The sequence below is a fragment of the Rahnella sp. 2050 genome (assembly GCF_040544515.1).
Classification (GTDB): Bacteria; Pseudomonadota; Gammaproteobacteria; order Enterobacterales; family Enterobacteriaceae; genus Rahnella; species Rahnella aceris.
In genome coordinates, this window is sequence record NZ_JBEPKE010000016.1 from 1 (window position 1) to 16,862 (window position 16,862).

Genomic DNA, 16,862 nt, shown 5'->3' on the forward strand with positions numbered 1-16,862 from the left:
TTGGTCGGAAAAACGCTTCTTCATGGGGATGTCCTCATGTGGCTTATGAAGACATTACTAACATCGGGGTGTACTAATCAACTGGGAGCAGGTCAATCCAGCACGCTGAGAAAAAATTGATAGTATTGTTCTTCATTCAAAACATCATAACTTCTGACAGAAACAGTTCCCTGCACGGAGGGATCGATAAGGATAGTTTTATTCAGATTTTTACTTACCGTATCAATAAACTCTTTAATATCCGTGCCCTTAAAGCTCGCAGTAAACTCTTCCGCGTGTACAATCCCTGGAAGTGTGGCAAATAATATGCATGCCTTTACTAGGAGAGAGTTAATGAACTTCTTCATGACTTTCTGTATCCAACGATGTTTCGATAGTGGCTAGATTTATATAGATATTCTGAAGTTGATTTTCTCTCAGAACGGTAAGTTGTACATCCCTCAGGCTTGCCAGTTGTTCAATGTATTTATCTGCTGTTGCAGTGTCGTCGAGAGATTGCCCATTTATTTTGATGACGAACTCGCCTGGAATAAGTCCCGCTCTAAGATAAACATTGCTGCTCGTTTTGGGATTGAATCTATAACCTGTAAGTTTCTCATCTTTATATACGGGGTTGGCAACTAAATAATGCATTAAGTATTTTGCGTGTTCTTTGTTTGCCCTCTGTTTTTGTGGTTCTGGGCGTTTATTATCCTGAGCTTTATCACTGAGGTATAAAATCGCTGTTCCCTTGGGGGTGCGTATTAAAACTTCGTCTGGTTTTACTGACTGCAAGTAAGCGTTTTCCACATCAGCAAGCTTTTCACCTTCACGGTAACTATGCTGACCCGTTGGTCCTTGAAGAATAGCCAGTGAGCGCCGACTGTCAGTACTTGTCAGAACTCCCTTAAGGAATAAGGGAAGCTTAACGCTAGTCGCTGGTGATCGAGTTACCTCTTTAATCACTGCATTTCTGCGTTTTTCAAATAGTGTGCCGGGTATATTGATAAAAATTTTGGCGTCGGTGGAGGTCTTGGGCAGGAACCCAAAACTTTCCCTGCTATTTAGCACAGTAACAGCGATTGTTGAGCAACAAATCATTGTGAGTATGAATGTAATGACAATAAACATTCCTGTCTTCAATGATAGCTTTGGCCGATGCCCTTTATTCCAGATGGCATGCATGTATTGGATCATTCCCTTGTGCTTTCGTTATTCCAGTGGGTTACTTATTAGGCTATATTATACGCAGAAAAACATTGATTCACATTAATACATGTTCAATACGAATGAGGTTGTGTTTCTTGATTTTCAGATTTATTCCTCTTTCGGTTTTTTATTTAAAAACATTCATTGAATGTATAAATGGTTATGGGTATTGGTATGTACCGCGATTACTTTAATTTTGTCACGCTTCCCTTTTTGGAAGGTAATTATTTCAATAATATACGTTTGTTGGCCGCTCAGGATTTTATTCTGCAGAAGTTGAGTCAGGGAGGTATCGCGATAATCGGTGGTAACAAAGGTGTTGGTAAAACGCGACTGGCGCACGAGATTGCCAGAAAAAGTCAATGCCGGGTATTGAATTTAAGTGCAGCGTCTTTGAATGGCGCAGACAGTGAAAGCCTTGGACAATTACTAGCCTTTTGTTTTCATTTAAAGAAATGGCAAACATTACCAGCCTCGATTCTCACTATGCGAATTGCAGAATCCTTTGTCCACAATGAGGACCCCGCAGAGCCCTGGTTGGTCGTGATCGATAATGCTGAAAACCTCACGGCAGAAAGTTATGAGTTTTTACGTACATTCAAAACTTATCCACAATCTCTGCGTGTCTCATTCCTGCTAGTAGAAGAACATAAGGGGAGTAAAAGCCGCGGCAGGCGCCATAAGATGGGGCTACCATATGCGGTTTACTCTCTGTCTCCAATGAGTCTCGCAGAAACCTCGGACTATCTGTCCCAAAGGATGCAATCAGCCGGAGGGGAGCCAACCCTTTTTAACAAACCACTCGTTAAATTGTTGCACACTGCCGCTGGTGGTAAGTTTCGGCTTATTAATGAACTGGCAACAGACTCATTGAACAGCGCATATGCAGAAAAAACACAGTCAGTCACTTATCGGCAAATGAAAGTCTGCCTCGAAGCCCGAGGACTGACGCCTGGCAAAAGGAAATGTCTCACGTTTCTCATTGCGTGTTACATGCTTTTGGGCAGTGTTTTGGGATGGACTTATTTAGGCTATGCAAAGCCATACCTCCCGCTGTTGGCGACGTTTTCCGAAAGGCTGCATGAAATCCCTGCTGCGGCCAAAAAACTGAGTGATGTTGGAAGTAACGAGCGTAACGGAATGCGTCAGCTCTTTCAGGTGTGGGGTTATGACGTGCCAACTAATGATGCGTTCTGTGATCAGGCCGTCCGTGCACAGCTCACCTGTAAAAAGGGTAAGGCAACCTTAGAGACCTTAGTCCAGGACGGAATTCCCTGGTTAAGTCCGATTACAGCAGATAAACAGACCGTGTACGTTACCGTTGTGAAGGTCACTGATGAGGAGTTAGATATTCTTATTAAAGATGAGACGTGGACGGTTCAGCGCAGCTGGTTTAACGAAGTTTGGGGTGGCGAATATATTCAGTTATTCCCGCAGACTCCGAGCGGTAAAAACGCCATCAACAATACAAGCCCTGAAGCTGACACCGCTTGGTTAGATATGACACTGAGCAAAATCCTGAACCTGCCATTCGGTAAAACGGGTCAGTGGGACAAAGATTTGATCAGGAAGGTTAAATTATTCCAACAACGGGAAGGTCTTATTGTTGATGGAAGGGTAGGTAAGGGCACACTGATGCAAATCGCTAAACGTACCGGCAACATGCCCGTGCTGCTTACAGAAGAAGAGCTCTAGGTTAAAATGCAAAACATTCATTTATCGGCTTACACAAGCCATTTAAACAAACAAAAAGTGAAGGTGGTAGTGCATCGCCCGCTCAGAAAAAGCCTTTATTCTCTGGGATTAGGTTGCCTATGCTTGTTGGCTGGTGCGATGGCAGGGGCTTATCTTCATATAAGTTATCTTAACTGGCAGAGTTACCGGATAAGTGTCAGTGAAGAATCCCGTCTTCCTTATAAGCAATCCCCCTTACATTACATCTATCAGGACAAAGCGATGCCTGCTGTTAGTCAGTCGGCCGATAGTGATGACGATACAAATGCTGATGAACAACTGCTGGAAGATACTTCATCTATGGAAAATGAGGTTCCGGAAGAGGCGCCGACAGGCGAAAGCGATGAAAGTCAAATCATGAAGTTAGATGAGGGAAGCCCGGATATACCATTACAAGAGTGGTTGGAAAAAGCGATGTTGGAACAGCAACAAGAAGAGAAGAGCGCAAAATAAAAGCATTTTTTTTGTAGTTCGGATTGCTTCTTACTGGTGTTTAAGTATAATGCGCGGGCTTACCTAATCTTGGTAGGCCTGATTCAATGAGAATCAGATGGCCGATAAGTTTACTTGCCGGTCAACAATACTCCCGATATGGGGGTTATGTGAAGAACGATTACACTCTCCCATCAATCGAAATGGGTTTGAGGAGTAATCATTTACGTTTAAAATAATTGGAGCTCTGGTCTCATGCAGAACCAAAGAATCCGTATCCGCCTGAAAGCGTTTGATCATCGTCTGATCGATCAATCAACTGCGGAAATCGTTGAGACTGCGAAGCGCACTGGTGCGCAAGTTCGTGGTCCAATCCCGCTGCCGACCCGCAAAGAGCGCTTTACCATCCTGATTTCTCCGCACGTCAATAAAGATGCGCGCGATCAGTATGAAATTCGCACTCACAAGCGTCTGGTTGACATCGTTGAGCCAACCGAGAAAACCGTTGATGCTCTGATGCGTCTGGATCTGGCTGCTGGTGTAGACGTGCAGATCAGCCTGGGTTAATCAGGGTCATTGAGCGATTGAGAGGTTGAAACAATGATTGGTTTAGTCGGTAAGAAAGTGGGTATGACTCGTATCTTCACTGAAGATGGCGTTTCTATCCCTGTAACCGTTATCGAAATTGAAGCAAACCGCGTTACTCAGGTCAAAGACCTGGACAACGACGGTTACCGCGCTGTGCAGGTTACTACTGGTAGCAAAAAAGCTAACCGTGTAACCAAACCAGAAGCGGGTCACTTCGCTAAAGCTGGCGTAGAAGCTGGCCGCGGTCTGTGGGAATTCCGCCTTGCAGAAGGTGAAGAGTTCACTGCAGGTCAGAACATTAGCGTTGAAATTTTCGCAGACGTTAAGAAAGTTGATGTTACCGGTACTTCTAAAGGTAAAGGTTTTGCTGGCACAGTTAAGCGCTGGAATTTCCGTACCCAAGACGCTACCCATGGTAACTCCTTGTCTCACCGTGTTCCGGGTTCTATCGGTCAGAACCAGACTCCGGGCAAAGTGTTCAAAGGCAAGAAAATGGCAGGCCAACTGGGTAACGAGCGTGTAACCGTTCAAAGCCTGGACGTAGTACGTGTTGACGCTGAGCGCAACCTGCTGCTGGTCAAGGGTGCTGTTCCGGGTGCTACCGGTGGCAACCTGATCGTTAAACCTGCTGTTAAGGCTTAACGTCGAGGAGATAGGAATGGAATTAGTAGTGAAAGACGCGCAGAGCGCGCTGACTGTTTCCGAAACTACCTTCGGGCGTGATTTCAATGAAGCGCTGGTACACCAGGTCGTTGTTGCTTATGCAGCAGGTGCCCGTCAAGGTACTCGCGCTCAGAAGACCCGTGCTGAAGTAACCGGTTCCGGTAAAAAACCTTGGCGTCAGAAAGGTACTGGCCGTGCGCGTTCAGGTTCTGTAAAGAGCCCGATCTGGCGTTCCGGTGGTGTAACCTTCGCTGCAAAGCCACAGGACCACAGTCAAAAAGTAAATAAAAAGATGTACCGCGGCGCGCTGAAAAGCATCCTGTCCGAACTGGTACGTCAAGATCGTTTGATCGTTGTCGAGACGTTCTCTGTAGAAGCGCCTAAAACTAAGCTGCTGGCACAGAAACTGAAAGACATGGCTCTGGAAGACGTGCTGATTGTAACTGGCGAAGTCGACGAGAATCTGTTCCTGGCCGCACGTAACCTGTACAAGGTTGACGTTCGCGATGTAGCAGGTATCGATCCAGTAAGTCTGATCGCCTTCGACAAAGTAGTTATGACTGCTGACGCTGTGAAGCAAGTTGAGGAGATGCTGGCATGATTCGTGAAGAACGTCTGCTGAAAGTGCTGCGCGCGCCGCACGTTTCTGAAAAAGCGTCTACTGCGATGGAAAAGAACAATACCATCGTTCTCAAAGTTGCCAAAGACGCGACTAAAGCGGAAATCAAAGCTGCGGTTTCGAAACTGTTTGAAGTCGAAGTCGAAGATGTGAACACCTTGCTGGTTAAAGGCAAAGTTAAACGTCACGGTCAGCGTGTTGGTCGTCGTAGCGACTGGAAAAAAGCTTACGTAACCCTGAAAGAAGGCCAGAATCTGGACTTCATCAGCGGCGCTGAGTAAGTCGGAGGAGTAAGAACAATGGCAATTGTTAAATGTAAACCTACATCTCCGGGTCGTCGCCACGTTGTTAAAGTGGTTAACCCTGAGCTGCACAAGGGTAAACCTTATGCTCCGCTGCTTGAAAAACTGAGCAAAAGCGGTGGCCGTAACAACAATGGCCGTATCACCACCCGTCATATCGGTGGTGGCCACAAACAGCATTATCGTCTGGTTGACTTCAAACGCAACAAAGATGGTATCGCTGCAGTGGTTGAGCGTCTGGAGTACGATCCGAACCGTTCCGCGAATATCGCGCTGGTTCTGTACAAAGACGGCGAACGCCGTTACATCCTGGCGCCGAAAGGCCTGAAAGTGGGTGACCAGATCCAATCTGGTGTTGATGCTGCAATCAAGACAGGTAACACCCTGCCTATGCGCAACATCCCAGTAGGTTCAACGGTTCATAACGTAGAAATGAAACCAGGTAAAGGCGGCCAGATGGCTCGCTCAGCCGGTGCCTACGTTCAGATCGTTGCTCGTGACGGTTCCTACGTAACTCTGCGTCTGCGCTCTGGCGAAATGCGTAAAGTTCAAGTTGATTGCCGCGCCACCTTAGGTGAAGTCGGTAACTCTGAACATATGCTTCGCGTTCTGGGGAAAGCAGGTGCTGCTCGTTGGCGTGGTATTCGTCCTACCGTTCGCGGTACTGCGATGAACCCAGTCGATCACCCACACGGTGGTGGTGAAGGTCGTAACTTTGGTAAGCACCCGGTAACTCCATGGGGCGTTCAAACCAAAGGTAAGAAGACCCGTAGCAACAAGCGTACTGATAAATTCATTGTACGTCGCCGTAGCAAAAAATAATTAGAGGATAAGCCATGCCACGTTCTCTCAAGAAAGGTCCTTTTATTGACCTGCACTTGCTGAAGAAGGTAGAGAAAGCGGTGGAAAGCGGTGACAAGAAGCCTTTGCGCACTTGGTCCCGTCGTTCAACGATCTTTCCTAACATGATCGGTTTGACCATCGCTGTCCATAATGGTCGTCAGCACGTACCAGTATTTGTTTCCGATGAAATGGTCGGTCACAAACTGGGTGAATTCGCGCCGACTCGTACTTATCGCGGCCATGCGGCTGATAAAAAAGCTAAAAAGCGCTAAGGTAGGAGGAAGAGATGGAAACTATCGCTAAACATCGCCACGCTCGTTCTTCTGCTCAGAAGGTTCGCCTTGTTGCTGACCTGATTCGCGGTAAGAAAGTGTCGCAAGCTCTGGAAACTCTGGCCTATACCAACAAGAAAGCTGCTGGTCTGGTTAAGAAGGTACTGGAGTCTGCCATTGCTAACGCAGAACACAACGATGGCGCTGACATCGATGATCTGAAAGTCACGAAGATTTTCGTAGACGAAGGCCCAAGCATGAAGCGCATTATGCCGCGTGCTAAAGGTCGTGCAGATCGCATTCTGAAGCGCACCAGCCACATTACTGTGGTTGTGTCCGATCGCTGAGACTCTGGAGACTAGCAATGGGTCAGAAAGTACATCCTAATGGTATTCGACTGGGTATTGTCAAACCTTGGAACTCTACTTGGTATGCAAATACCAAAGATTTCGCTGACAACCTGGACGGCGACTTTAAAGTTCGTCAGTTCCTGACTAAGGAATTGGCGAAAGCTTCCGTTTCTCGCATCGTTATCGAGCGTCCAGCGAAGAGCATCCGTGTGACTATTCACACTGCTCGTCCTGGCATCGTTATCGGCAAGAAAGGCGAAGATGTCGAAAAACTGCGTAAGGTCGTAGCGGATATCGCTGGCGTTCCTGCGCAGATTAACATCGCCGAAGTCCGTAAACCGGAACTGGACGCAAAATTGGTTGCTGACAGCATCACTTCACAGCTGGAACGTCGTGTTATGTTCCGTCGTGCTATGAAGCGTGCAGTACAGAACGCAATGCGTCTTGGCGCTAAAGGTATCAAAGTTGAAGTAAGCGGCCGTCTTGGCGGTGCTGAAATCGCGCGTACTGAATGGTACCGTGAAGGTCGTGTTCCGTTGCACACTCTGCGTGCGGATATCGATTACAACACATCTGAAGCGCACACCACTTACGGTGTAATCGGCGTTAAGGTATGGATCTTCAAAGGTGAGATCCTGGGTGGTATGGCTGCAGTTGAACAACCGGAACCGGCTGCTCAACCTAAAAAGCAGCAGCGTAAAGGCCGCAAGTAAGGAGAGTCGCTGATGTTACAACCAAAGCGTACAAAATTCCGTAAGGTGCACAAGGGCCGCAACCGTGGTCTTGCGCAAGGTACGGATGTGAGCTTCGGCACTTACGGTCTGAAAGCTGTTGGCCGTGGTCGTCTGACTGCTCGTCAAATTGAAGCAGCACGTCGTGCGATGACCCGTGCAGTTAAGCGTCAAGGTAAGATCTGGATCCGAGTATTCCCGGACAAACCGATCACCGAGAAACCGCTCGAAGTTCGTATGGGTAAAGGTAAAGGCAACGTAGAGTATTGGGTTGCTTTGATCCAGCCTGGTAAAGTCCTGTACGAAATGGACGGTGTGCCTGAAGAGCTGGCTCGTGAAGCCTTCCAGCTGGCAGCAGCCAAACTGCCTATCAAAACCACCTTTGTAACTAAGACGGTGATGTAATGAAAGCACAAGAGCTGCGCGAAAAAAGCGTGGAAGAGCTGAACACTGAGTTGCTGAACCTTTTGCGTGAGCAGTTTAACCTGCGCATGCAAACGGCAAGCGGCCAGTTGCAGCAAACACACCTGTTGAAGCAAGTGCGTCGTGATGTAGCACGTGTGAAAACTTTACTGACTGAAAAGGCGGGTGCGTAATGACTGACAAGATCCGTACTCTGCAGGGTCGTGTAATCAGTAACAAAATGGAAAAATCCATTGTTGTTGCGATTGAGCGCGTGGTGAAACACCCGATTTACGGTAAGTTCATCAAACGTACGACTAAATTGCACGTACATGACGAGAACAATGAATGTGGTATCGGCGACGTTGTGGAAATCAGCGAATGCCGTCCACTGTCTAAGACTAAGTCTTGGACCTTGGTTCGCGTTGTAGAGAAAGCGATTCTGTAATACAGTAGCGCCTCTCAAAAATAGATAAACGGCTCATGTACGTGGGCCGTTTATTTTTTCTACCCATAATCGGGAACCGGTGTTATAATGCCGCGCCCTCATATTGTGGGGATTTCTTAATGACCTATCCTGGGTCCTAAAGTTGTAGTTGACATTAGCGGAGCACTAACATGATCCAAGAACAGACTATGCTGACCGTGGCCGACAACTCCGGTGCACGTCGCGTAATGTGTATCAAGGTTCTAGGTGGCTCGCACCGTCGCTACGCAGGCGTCGGCGACATCATCAAAATTACCATCAAGGAAGCAATTCCTCGCGGTAAGGTGAAGAAAGGCGATGTGCTGAAGGCGGTAGTGGTGCGCACCAAGAAGGGTGTTCGTCGCCCGGACGGTTCTGTCATTCGCTTCGATGGTAATGCATGCGTTATTTTAAACAATAACAGCGAGCAGCCAATCGGCACGCGTATTTTTGGGCCGGTAACTCGTGAACTGCGTAATGAGAAGTTCATGAAAATTATCTCTCTGGCACCAGAAGTACTCTAAGGAGCGAACCATGGCAGCGAAAATCCGTCGTGATGACGAAGTTATCCTGCTTACCGGTAAAGATAAAGGTAAGCGCGGTAAAGTAAAAAATGTACTGTCTTCTGGCAAAGTCATTGTTGAAGGTATCAACCTGGTTAAGAAACATCAGAAGCCTGTACCGGCCCTGAACCAACCAGGCGGCATCGTTGAAAAAGAAGCTGCAATTCCGGTTTCTAACGTTGCTCTCTTCAACACGGCTACTGGTAAGGCGGACCGTGTAGGCTTTAGATTCGAAGATGGCAAAAAAGTCCGTTTCTTCAAATCTAACAGCGTAACTATCAAGTAATTTGGAGTAGTACGATGGCGAAACTGCATGATTACTACAAAGACGATGTCGTAAAAAAACTCATGGCTGAGTTTGGTTACAATTCTGTCATGCAAGTCCCTCGGGTCGAGAAGATCACCCTGAACATGGGTGTTGGTGAAGCGATCGCTGACAAGAAACTGCTGGATAACGCAGCAGCTGACCTGGCAGCAATCTCCGGTCAAAAACCGTTGATCACCAAAGCACGCAAATCAGTTGCAGGCTTCAAAATTCGTCAGGGCTATCCGATCGGCTGTAAAGTAACCCTCCGCGGCGAACGCATGTGGGAGTTCTTTGAGCGTCTGGTCTCCATTGCTGTTCCACGTATTCGTGACTTCCGCGGCTTGTCTGCTAAGTCTTTCGATGGTCGTGGTAACTACAGCATGGGCGTGCGTGAACAGATCATCTTCCCGGAAATCGATTATGATAAAGTCGATCGCGTTCGTGGTTTAGATATTACTATCACCACTACTGCGAAATCCGATGATGAAGGCCGTGCATTGCTGACAGCCTTTAACTTCCCGTTCCGCAAGTAAGGCAGGGTTACTAATGGCTAAGCAATCCATGAAAGCACGCGAAGTCGTTCGCGTAAAACTGGCTGATAAATACCGCGCTAAACGCGAGGAATTGAAAGCTATTATCTCTGGTGTGAACTCATCCGACGAAGATCGTTGGGATGCAGTTCTTAAGCTGCAGTCTCTGCCGCGTGATTCCAGCCCGTCTCGTCAGCGTAACCGCTGCCGTCAAACTGGTCGTCCGCATGCTTTCCTGCGGAAGTTCGGGTTGAGCCGTATTAAGGTCCGTGAAGCCGCTATGCGCGGTGAAATTCCGGGTCTTAAGAAGGCTAGCTGGTAATTGTCACCAATTGAATCACGGGAGTAAAGACAGATGAGCATGCAAGATCCGATCGCGGATATGCTGACCCGTATCCGTAACGGTCAAGCCGCGAACAAAGTTGCGGTCACCATGCCTTCCTCCAAGCTGAAAGTGGCTATTGCCAACGTGCTGAAGGAAGAAGGCTACATTGAAGAATTTAAAATCGAAGGCGACGCTAAGCCTGAACTGGAATTAGTACTGAAGTACTTCCAGGGCAAGGCAGTGGTAGAAAGCATTCAACGTATCAGCCGTCCAGGCCTGCGCATCTACAAGAAAAAAGATGAGCTGCCAAAAGTTATGGCCGGTATGGGTATCGCTGTTATTTCTACCTCTAAAGGTGTTATGACCGATCGTGCAGCTCGCCAGGCTGGTCTTGGTGGCGAGATTATCTGCTACGTAGCTTAATTGGGAGGAAAGAATGTCTCGTGTTGCAAAAGCACCCGTCGTCATTCCTGCCGGCGTAGAGGTAAAACTCAACGGTCAGGTTATTTCGATTAAGGGTAAAAACGGCGAGCTGTCACGTACTATCCATGACGCTGTTGTAGTTAAGCAGGAAGAAAATACACTGACTTTCGCTCCACGCGAAGGCGCTGTAGACGGTTGGGCCCAAGCGGGTACCACTCGTGCACTGTTGAACTCTATGGTTGTAGGTGTTACCGACGGCTTCACTAAAAAGCTTCAACTGGTAGGTGTTGGTTATCGTGCTGCTGTTAAAGGCAACGTGGTGAATTTAGCCTTAGGCTTCTCTCACCCGGTCGATCATCAACTGCCGGAAGGCATCACTGCAGAATGTCCGACCCAAACTGAAATCGTGCTGAAAGGCGCTGATAAACAGGTTATCGGTCAGGTTGCTGCGGATTTACGTGCCTACCGTCGTCCTGAGCCTTATAAAGGCAAGGGTGTCCGTTACGCCGACGAAGTCGTGCGTACCAAAGAGGCTAAGAAGAAGTAAGGTAACACTATGGATAAGAAATCTGCTCGTATCCGTCGTGCGACCCGCGCACGCCGCAAGCTCAAAGAATTGGGTGCGACTCGTCTGGTGGTACATCGTACCCCGCGTCATATTTACGCACAGGTTATCGCACCAAACGGTTCTGAAGTAATAGTTGCTGCATCTACTGTAGAAAAAACTATCACTGAGCAACTGAAGTATACCGGCAACAAAGATGCTGCCACTGCTGTAGGTAAAGCTATCGCAGAACGCGCATTGGAAAAAGGGATTACGAAAGTATCCTTTGACCGTTCCGGTTTCCAATATCATGGTCGAGTCCAGGCACTGGCAGATGCTGCCCGTGAAGCTGGCCTTCAGTTCTAAGGAAGAGGTTTAAGATGGCTCACATCGAAAAACAAGCTGGCGAACTGCAGGAAAAGCTGATCGCGGTAAACCGCGTATCTAAAACCGTAAAAGGTGGCCGTATCTTCAGCTTTACCGCACTGACAGTCGTTGGTGATGGTAACGGTCGCGTTGGTTTTGGCTACGGCAAAGCACGCGAAGTTCCGGCAGCGATCCAGAAAGCGATGGAAAAAGCCCGTCGCAACATGATGAATGTCGCGCTGAATAGCGGCACCCTGCAGCATCCTGTTAAAGGTGCTCATACGGGTTCCCGTGTGTTCATGCAGCCGGCTTCCGAAGGTACCGGTATTATCGCCGGTGGTGCAATGCGCGCCGTCCTGGAAGTTGCAGGGGTTCATAACGTATTGGCTAAAGCTTATGGTTCCACCAACCCGATCAACGTGGTTCGTGCAACTATCGATGCTTTGGCAAATATGAAATCCCCACAAATGGTCGCTGCCAAGCGTGGTAAATCCGTTGAAGAAATTCTGGGGTAATTAACCATGGCAAAGACTATTAAAGTTACACAAACTCGCAGTTCCATTGGCCGTCTGCCGAAGCATAAAGCTACTCTGCTGGGCCTGGGTCTGCGTCGTATTGGTCACACCGTTGAGCGCGAGGATACTCCTGCTGTACGCGGTATGATCAACCTGGTTTCCTACATGGTTAAGGTTGAGGAGTAAGAGATGCGTTTAAATACTCTGTCTCCGGCTGATGGTGCCAAACAAGCGCCAAGGCGTGTAGGTCGTGGTATTGGTTCTGGCCTGGGTAAAACCGGCGGTCGTGGTCACAAAGGTCAGAACTCACGTTCTGGTGGTGGCGTACGTCGTGGTTTTGAAGGTGGTCAGATGCCTTTATATCGTCGTTTGCCGAAATTCGGCTTCACCTCCCGCAAAGCTATGATCACGGCAGAAGTTCGTCTGTCTGAACTGGCTCTGGTGGAAGGCGACGTGATCGACCTGAACGCGCTGAAAGCCGCTAACGTGGTTGGTATCCAGATCGAGTTCGCGAAAGTAATCCTTTCTGGCGAAGTCGGTCGTGCGGTAACTCTGCGTGGTTTGCGTGTCACCAAAGGCGCTCGTGTTGCTATCGAAGCTGCTGGCGGTAAAATTGAGGAATAAGTAGCAGATGGCTAAGCAACCGGGATTAGATTTTCAAAGTGCCAAGGGTGGACTAGGCGAACTGAAGCGCAGACTTTTGTTTGTTATCGGTGCGCTGATTGTTTTCCGTATCGGCTCTTTTATTCCGATCCCTGGTATTGATGCCACTGTACTTGCCAAATTGCTCGAGCAGCAAAGAGGTACCATCATTGAAATGTTTAATATGTTCTCTGGTGGTGCCCTTAGCCGTGCTTCAATCTTTGCTCTGGGGATCATGCCGTATATTTCGGCATCGATCATTATCCAGCTGTTAACGGTGGTTCATCCAGCGTTAGCTGAAATAAAGAAAGAAGGGGAGGCTGGCCGTCGTAAGATTAGCCAGTACACCCGTTACGGTACGCTGGTATTGGCAGTGTTTCAGTCAATCGGTATTGCAACCGGTCTGCCGAACATGCCTGGTATGCAGGGTCTGGTGTTAAATCCAGGCTTTGCGTTCTACTTTACTGCAGTTGTGAGCTTAGTGACCGGGACAATGTTCCTGATGTGGCTGGGGGAGCAGATTACTGAACGAGGTATCGGTAACGGTATTTCCATCATAATCTTTGCAGGTATCGTAGCGGGTCTCCCGCCAGCGATTGCCCATACTATCGAACAAGCTCGGCAAGGCGACCTGCACTTCCTCCTGTTGCTGTTGGTTGCAGTTTTAGTGTTTGCAGTGACTTTCTTTGTGGTGTTTGTTGAACGTGGTCAACGTCGTATCGTCGTTAACTATGCTAAGCGCCAACAAGGTCGTCGTGTCTATGCAGCACAGAGCACGCACTTACCGTTGAAAGTGAATATGGCCGGGGTTATCCCAGCGATCTTCGCTTCCAGCATTATTCTGTTCCCTGCCACGATTGCATCATGGTTTGGGGGTGGGACTGGTTGGAACTGGCTGACTACGATTTCGCTGTATTTGCAGCCTGGACAACCGCTTTATGTGTTACTCTATGCGACTGCAATCATCTTCTTCTGTTTCTTTTATACTGCGTTGGTTTTCAACCCGCGTGAGACAGCAGATAACCTGAAGAAGTCCGGTGCATTTGTACCAGGAATTCGTCCGGGAGAGCAAACGGCGAAGTACATCGATAAAGTAATGACTCGCTTAACCTTAATTGGTGCGATGTATATTACTTTCATCTGCCTTATCCCGGAGTTCATGCGTGACGCGATGAAAGTTCCATTCTACTTTGGTGGTACTTCTCTACTGATCGTAGTCGTCGTTATCATGGACTTTATGGCTCAAGTGCAAACTCTGATGATGTCAAGTCAGTATGAGTCTGCATTGAAGAAAGCAAACCTGAAAGGCTATAACCGCTAATCTGGTGAGTTTGCGAAGTTACGGAGAGTAAAAATGAAAGTTCGTGCTTCCGTCAAGAAATTATGTCGTAACTGCAAAATTGTTAAGCGTAACGGTGTCGTTCGCGTAATCTGCAGTGCAGAACCGAAGCATAAACAGCGTCAAGGCTGATTATCTCGCATATTTTTCTTGCAAAGTTGGGTTGAGCTGGCTAGATTAGCCAGCCAATCTTTTGTATGTAAGCAGCAATACTATTTGAGTATCCTGAAAACGGGCTTTTCAGAATGGTGTTGCCGTATATAAATAGTAGGAGTGCATAGTGGCCCGTATAGCAGGCATTAACATTCCTGATCAGAAACATACTGTAATCGCATTAACTTCGATCTACGGTATCGGCAAAACCCGCTCACAGTCTATCTGTGCTGCATCCGGTATTGCTGAAAATGTTAAGATCAGTGAGCTGTCTGAAGAGCAAATCGAAAAACTGCGTGACGAAGTTGCCAAGTTCATTGTTGAAGGTGATCTGCGTCGTGAAGTCACCCTGAGCATCAAGCGTCTTATGGACCTTGGGACTTATCGTGGTTTGCGTCATCGTCGTGGTCTTCCAGTACGCGGTCAGCGTACCAAGACTAACGCACGTACCCGTAAGGGTCCGCGTAAACCGATCAAGAAATAATCGGGGTGATTGAATAAATGGCAAAGGCACCTGTTCGTACACGTAAACGTGTAAGAAAACAAGTCTCTGACGGCGTGGCTCATATCCATGCTTCTTTCAACAACACCATTGTTACCATTACCGATCGTCAGGGTAATGCTTTGGGTTGGGCAACAGCTGGTGGTTCCGGTTTCCGTGGTTCTCGTAAATCCACTCCGTTCGCAGCTCAGGTTGCAGCAGAGCGCTGCGCTGACGCAGTGAAAGAATACGGTATCAAGAATCTGGAAGTTATGGTTAAAGGACCTGGTCCTGGTCGTGAGTCTACTATCCGCGCATTAAACGCGGCTGGTTTCCGCATCACTAATATTACTGATGTGACTCCTATCCCTCATAACGGTTGTCGTCCGCCGAAAAAGCGTCGCGTATAACGCTGCTTTTAGGTTTGTTGGAGAGAGAAAATGGCAAGATATTTGGGTCCTAAGCTCAAGCTTAGCCGTCGTGAGGGCACAGATTTATTCCTTAAATCTGGCGTTCGCGCGATCGATACCAAGTGTAAAATCGAACAAGCTCCTGGTCAGCATGGTGCGCGTAAGCCGCGTCTGTCTGACTACGGTGTACAGTTACGTGAAAAGCAAAAAGTTCGCCGTACTTACGGTGTTCTGGAGCGTCAGTTCCGTAACTATTATAAAGAAGCAGCACGCCTGAAAGGCAACACTGGTGAAAACCTGTTGCAACTGCTTGAAGGTCGTTTGGACAACGTCATTTATCGTATGGGCTTCGGCGCTACTCGTGCGGAATCCCGCCAGTTAGTTAGCCACAAAGCTATTATGGTAAACGGTCGCGTTGTTAACATCGCTTCTTATCAGGTATCTCCGAATGACGTTGTCAGCATCCGTGAGAAAGCTAAAAAGCAATCTCGCGTGAAGGCCGCTTTGGAGTTGGCTGAACAGCGTGAAAAGCCGACTTGGCTTGAAGTTGATGCTGCTAAGATGGAAGGTGTGTTCAAGCGTATGCCTGAACGTACTGATCTGTCTTCCGACATTAACGAACACCTGATCGTCGAGCTTTACTCCAAGTAAAGCTTAGTACCAAAGAGAGGACACAATGCAGGGTTCTGTGACAGAGTTTCTAAAACCGCGCCTGGTAGATATCGAGCAAGTCAGTTCGACGCACGCCAAGGTGACCCTTGAGCCTTTAGAACGTGGCTTTGGCCATACTTTAGGCAACGCACTGCGCCGTATTCTGCTTTCATCCATGCCGGGTTGCGCGGTGACCGAGGTTGAGATTGATGGTGTACTGCATGAGTACAGCACCAAAGAAGGCGTACAGGAAGATATCCTGGAGATCCTGCTCAACCTGAAAGGGCTGGCGGTGAGAGTTCAAGGGAAAGATGAAGTTATTCTTACCCTGAATAAGTCTGGCATTGGCCCTGTGACTGCAGCCGACATTACCCATGATGGTGATGTCGAAATCGTCAAGCCGCAACATGTCATCTGCCACCTGACCGATGAGAACGCTGCAATTAGCATGCGTATCAAAGTTCAGCGCGGTCGTGGTTATGTGCCGGCGTCTGCCCGAATTCATTCGGAAGAAGATGAGCGCCCAATTGGTCGTCTGTTAGTAGACGCATGCTACAGCCCTGTAGAGCGAATTGCCTACAATGTTGAAGCAGCGCGTGTAGAACAGCGTACTGATTTGGACAAGCTGGTTATCGAAATGGAAACCAACGGTACGATCGATCCTGAAGAGGCGATTCGTCGTGCGGCAACCATTCTTGCTGAACAACTTGAAGCTTTCGTTGATTTACGTGATGTACGTCAACCGGAAGTCAAAGAAGAGAAGCCGGAATTCGATCCAATCCTGCTGCGCCCTGTTGACGATCTGGAATTGACTGTCCGCTCTGCTAACTGCCTTAAAGCAGAAGCAATCCACTACATCGGTGATCTGGTACAGCGTACCGAGGTTGAGTTACTTAAAACACCTAACCTGGGTAAAAAATCTCTTACTGAGATCAAAGACGTACTTGCGTCCCGTGGTTTGTCTCTGGGCATGCGCCTGGAAAACTGGCCACCAGCAAGTATTGCTGACGAGTAACCGGATCA

The 16,862-nt window shown here is 48.1% G+C and carries 30 protein-coding genes and 1 pseudogene; 29 read left to right on the top strand and 2 right to left on the bottom strand.

Annotated features, from left to right (window positions below; genetic code table 11):
* Positions 1-95: 95 nt before the first annotated feature.
* Together ABIC79_RS25345 and gspC are read right to left on the bottom strand one after the other, a co-directional pair.
* A pseudogene (locus tag ABIC79_RS25345) lies at positions 96-347 on the bottom strand (type II secretion system protein GspD); the annotation flags it as partial.
* Positions 331-1,164 carry a type II secretion system protein GspC gene (gene gspC / locus ABIC79_RS25350; RefSeq protein ID WP_037035605.1) on the bottom strand — a complete coding sequence of 278 codons (834 nt, stop codon included), beginning with the start codon at positions 1,162-1,164 and terminating at the stop codon, positions 331-333. The pseudogene ABIC79_RS25345 and the gene gspC, both read right to left, overlap by 17 nt.
* Positions 1,165-1,362: 198 nt before the next feature.
* On the opposite strand from gspC, the gene ABIC79_RS25355 reads away from it, so the two are divergent.
* From ABIC79_RS25355 to ABIC79_RS25495, 29 genes are all read left to right on the top strand, one after another.
* Complete coding sequence (locus tag ABIC79_RS25355; RefSeq protein ID WP_225444969.1) at positions 1,363-2,883, top strand: ExeA family protein; 1,521 nt, start codon at positions 1,363-1,365, stop codon at positions 2,881-2,883.
* A 6-nt stretch (positions 2,884-2,889) separates the two neighbouring features.
* A complete protein-coding gene (locus ABIC79_RS25360; protein ID WP_121019984.1) occupies positions 2,890-3,375 on the top strand; it encodes a type II secretion system protein GspB, cryptic system variant in 486 nt (161 codons plus the stop codon).
* A gap of 234 nt (positions 3,376-3,609) precedes the next feature.
* Positions 3,610-3,921, top strand: coding sequence for a 30S ribosomal protein S10 (gene rpsJ, locus ABIC79_RS25365; RefSeq protein WP_009639175.1), 312 nt, complete (start codon positions 3,610-3,612; stop codon positions 3,919-3,921).
* Positions 3,922-3,954: 33 nt separating this feature from the next.
* The gene (rplC, locus tag ABIC79_RS25370; protein ID WP_013573687.1) at positions 3,955-4,584 is read left to right on the top strand and encodes a 50S ribosomal protein L3; all 630 of its coding nucleotides are present in this window, start codon (positions 3,955-3,957) and stop codon (positions 4,582-4,584) included.
* A gap of 16 nt (positions 4,585-4,600) precedes the next feature.
* Positions 4,601-5,206 carry a 50S ribosomal protein L4 gene (gene rplD, locus ABIC79_RS25375; RefSeq protein ID WP_013573688.1) on the top strand — a complete coding sequence of 202 codons (606 nt, stop codon included), beginning with the start codon at positions 4,601-4,603 and terminating at the stop codon, positions 5,204-5,206.
* The gene (rplW, locus tag ABIC79_RS25380; RefSeq protein WP_013573689.1) at positions 5,203-5,505 is read left to right on the top strand and encodes a 50S ribosomal protein L23; all 303 of its coding nucleotides are present in this window, start codon (positions 5,203-5,205) and stop codon (positions 5,503-5,505) included. The genes rplD and rplW overlap by 4 nt, the downstream gene beginning before the upstream one ends.
* Before the next feature lie 18 nt (positions 5,506-5,523).
* Complete coding sequence (gene rplB, locus ABIC79_RS25385) at positions 5,524-6,348, top strand: 50S ribosomal protein L2 (protein ID WP_013573690.1); 825 nt, start codon at positions 5,524-5,526, stop codon at positions 6,346-6,348.
* A 14-nt stretch (positions 6,349-6,362) separates the two neighbouring features.
* Complete coding sequence (rpsS, locus tag ABIC79_RS25390; RefSeq protein WP_004929772.1) at positions 6,363-6,641, top strand: 30S ribosomal protein S19; 279 nt, start codon at positions 6,363-6,365, stop codon at positions 6,639-6,641.
* Positions 6,642-6,655: 14 nt separating this feature from the next.
* Positions 6,656-6,988, top strand: coding sequence for a 50S ribosomal protein L22 (gene rplV, locus ABIC79_RS25395; RefSeq protein ID WP_004391423.1), 333 nt, complete (start codon positions 6,656-6,658; stop codon positions 6,986-6,988).
* Positions 6,989-7,005: 17 nt separating this feature from the next.
* A complete protein-coding gene (gene rpsC, locus ABIC79_RS25400) occupies positions 7,006-7,704 on the top strand; it encodes a 30S ribosomal protein S3 (protein ID WP_013573691.1) in 699 nt (232 codons plus the stop codon).
* A 12-nt stretch (positions 7,705-7,716) separates the two neighbouring features.
* Positions 7,717-8,127, top strand: coding sequence for a 50S ribosomal protein L16 (rplP, locus tag ABIC79_RS25405; RefSeq protein ID WP_009639183.1), 411 nt, complete (start codon positions 7,717-7,719; stop codon positions 8,125-8,127).
* Positions 8,127-8,318, top strand: coding sequence for a 50S ribosomal protein L29 (gene rpmC / locus ABIC79_RS25410; RefSeq protein WP_013573692.1), 192 nt, complete (start codon positions 8,127-8,129; stop codon positions 8,316-8,318). The genes rplP and rpmC overlap by 1 nt, the downstream gene beginning before the upstream one ends.
* On the top strand, positions 8,318-8,572 hold the full coding sequence (rpsQ, locus tag ABIC79_RS25415; RefSeq protein WP_013573693.1) for a 30S ribosomal protein S17: 255 nt from the start codon (positions 8,318-8,320) through the stop codon (positions 8,570-8,572). The genes rpmC and rpsQ overlap by 1 nt, the downstream gene beginning before the upstream one ends.
* A 170-nt stretch (positions 8,573-8,742) precedes the next feature.
* Positions 8,743-9,114: a 50S ribosomal protein L14 gene (gene rplN, locus ABIC79_RS25420; RefSeq protein ID WP_008457164.1), complete on the top strand. Its 372-nt coding sequence runs from the start codon at positions 8,743-8,745 to the stop codon at positions 9,112-9,114.
* Between the two features lie 10 nt (positions 9,115-9,124).
* Positions 9,125-9,439, top strand: coding sequence for a 50S ribosomal protein L24 (gene rplX, locus ABIC79_RS25425; protein ID WP_013573694.1), 315 nt, complete (start codon positions 9,125-9,127; stop codon positions 9,437-9,439).
* A 14-nt stretch (positions 9,440-9,453) separates the two neighbouring features.
* Positions 9,454-9,993, top strand: coding sequence for a 50S ribosomal protein L5 (gene rplE, locus ABIC79_RS25430; RefSeq protein WP_013573695.1), 540 nt, complete (start codon positions 9,454-9,456; stop codon positions 9,991-9,993).
* 13 nt (positions 9,994-10,006) lie between these two features.
* The gene (gene rpsN / locus ABIC79_RS25435; protein ID WP_013573696.1) at positions 10,007-10,312 is read left to right on the top strand and encodes a 30S ribosomal protein S14; all 306 of its coding nucleotides are present in this window, start codon (positions 10,007-10,009) and stop codon (positions 10,310-10,312) included.
* 33 nt (positions 10,313-10,345) lie between these two features.
* The gene (gene rpsH, locus ABIC79_RS25440) at positions 10,346-10,738 is read left to right on the top strand and encodes a 30S ribosomal protein S8 (protein WP_013573697.1); all 393 of its coding nucleotides are present in this window, start codon (positions 10,346-10,348) and stop codon (positions 10,736-10,738) included.
* 13 nt (positions 10,739-10,751) lie between these two features.
* A complete protein-coding gene (gene rplF / locus ABIC79_RS25445) occupies positions 10,752-11,285 on the top strand; it encodes a 50S ribosomal protein L6 (RefSeq protein ID WP_013573698.1) in 534 nt (177 codons plus the stop codon).
* Between the two features lie 9 nt (positions 11,286-11,294).
* Entirely contained in the window at positions 11,295-11,648 is a 354-nt protein-coding gene (gene rplR / locus ABIC79_RS25450; protein ID WP_013573699.1) for a 50S ribosomal protein L18, read from the top strand.
* A 14-nt stretch (positions 11,649-11,662) separates the two neighbouring features.
* The gene (rpsE, locus tag ABIC79_RS25455; RefSeq protein ID WP_013573700.1) at positions 11,663-12,163 is read left to right on the top strand and encodes a 30S ribosomal protein S5; all 501 of its coding nucleotides are present in this window, start codon (positions 11,663-11,665) and stop codon (positions 12,161-12,163) included.
* A 6-nt stretch (positions 12,164-12,169) separates the two neighbouring features.
* Complete coding sequence (gene rpmD, locus ABIC79_RS25460) at positions 12,170-12,349, top strand: 50S ribosomal protein L30 (RefSeq protein ID WP_013573701.1); 180 nt, start codon at positions 12,170-12,172, stop codon at positions 12,347-12,349.
* Positions 12,350-12,352: 3 nt separating this feature from the next.
* Positions 12,353-12,787: a 50S ribosomal protein L15 gene (gene rplO, locus ABIC79_RS25465; RefSeq protein WP_013573702.1), complete on the top strand. Its 435-nt coding sequence runs from the start codon at positions 12,353-12,355 to the stop codon at positions 12,785-12,787.
* A 7-nt stretch (positions 12,788-12,794) separates the two neighbouring features.
* Complete coding sequence (gene secY, locus ABIC79_RS25470; protein ID WP_013573703.1) at positions 12,795-14,126, top strand: preprotein translocase subunit SecY; 1,332 nt, start codon at positions 12,795-12,797, stop codon at positions 14,124-14,126.
* 33 nt (positions 14,127-14,159) lie between these two features.
* Positions 14,160-14,276: a 50S ribosomal protein L36 gene (gene rpmJ / locus ABIC79_RS25475; RefSeq protein WP_002227352.1), complete on the top strand. Its 117-nt coding sequence runs from the start codon at positions 14,160-14,162 to the stop codon at positions 14,274-14,276.
* 148 nt (positions 14,277-14,424) lie between these two features.
* Positions 14,425-14,781 carry a 30S ribosomal protein S13 gene (gene rpsM, locus ABIC79_RS25480; protein WP_013573704.1) on the top strand — a complete coding sequence of 119 codons (357 nt, stop codon included), beginning with the start codon at positions 14,425-14,427 and terminating at the stop codon, positions 14,779-14,781.
* A 17-nt stretch (positions 14,782-14,798) separates the two neighbouring features.
* On the top strand, positions 14,799-15,188 hold the full coding sequence (gene rpsK / locus ABIC79_RS25485) for a 30S ribosomal protein S11 (RefSeq protein ID WP_004929731.1): 390 nt from the start codon (positions 14,799-14,801) through the stop codon (positions 15,186-15,188).
* A gap of 30 nt (positions 15,189-15,218) precedes the next feature.
* Positions 15,219-15,839, top strand: a complete 621-nt coding sequence (gene rpsD / locus ABIC79_RS25490) for a 30S ribosomal protein S4 (RefSeq protein ID WP_013573705.1) — start codon at positions 15,219-15,221, stop codon at positions 15,837-15,839.
* A 25-nt stretch (positions 15,840-15,864) separates the two neighbouring features.
* Positions 15,865-16,854: a DNA-directed RNA polymerase subunit alpha gene (locus ABIC79_RS25495; RefSeq protein ID WP_002919219.1), complete on the top strand. Its 990-nt coding sequence runs from the start codon at positions 15,865-15,867 to the stop codon at positions 16,852-16,854.
* Positions 16,855-16,862 lie beyond the last annotated feature (8 nt).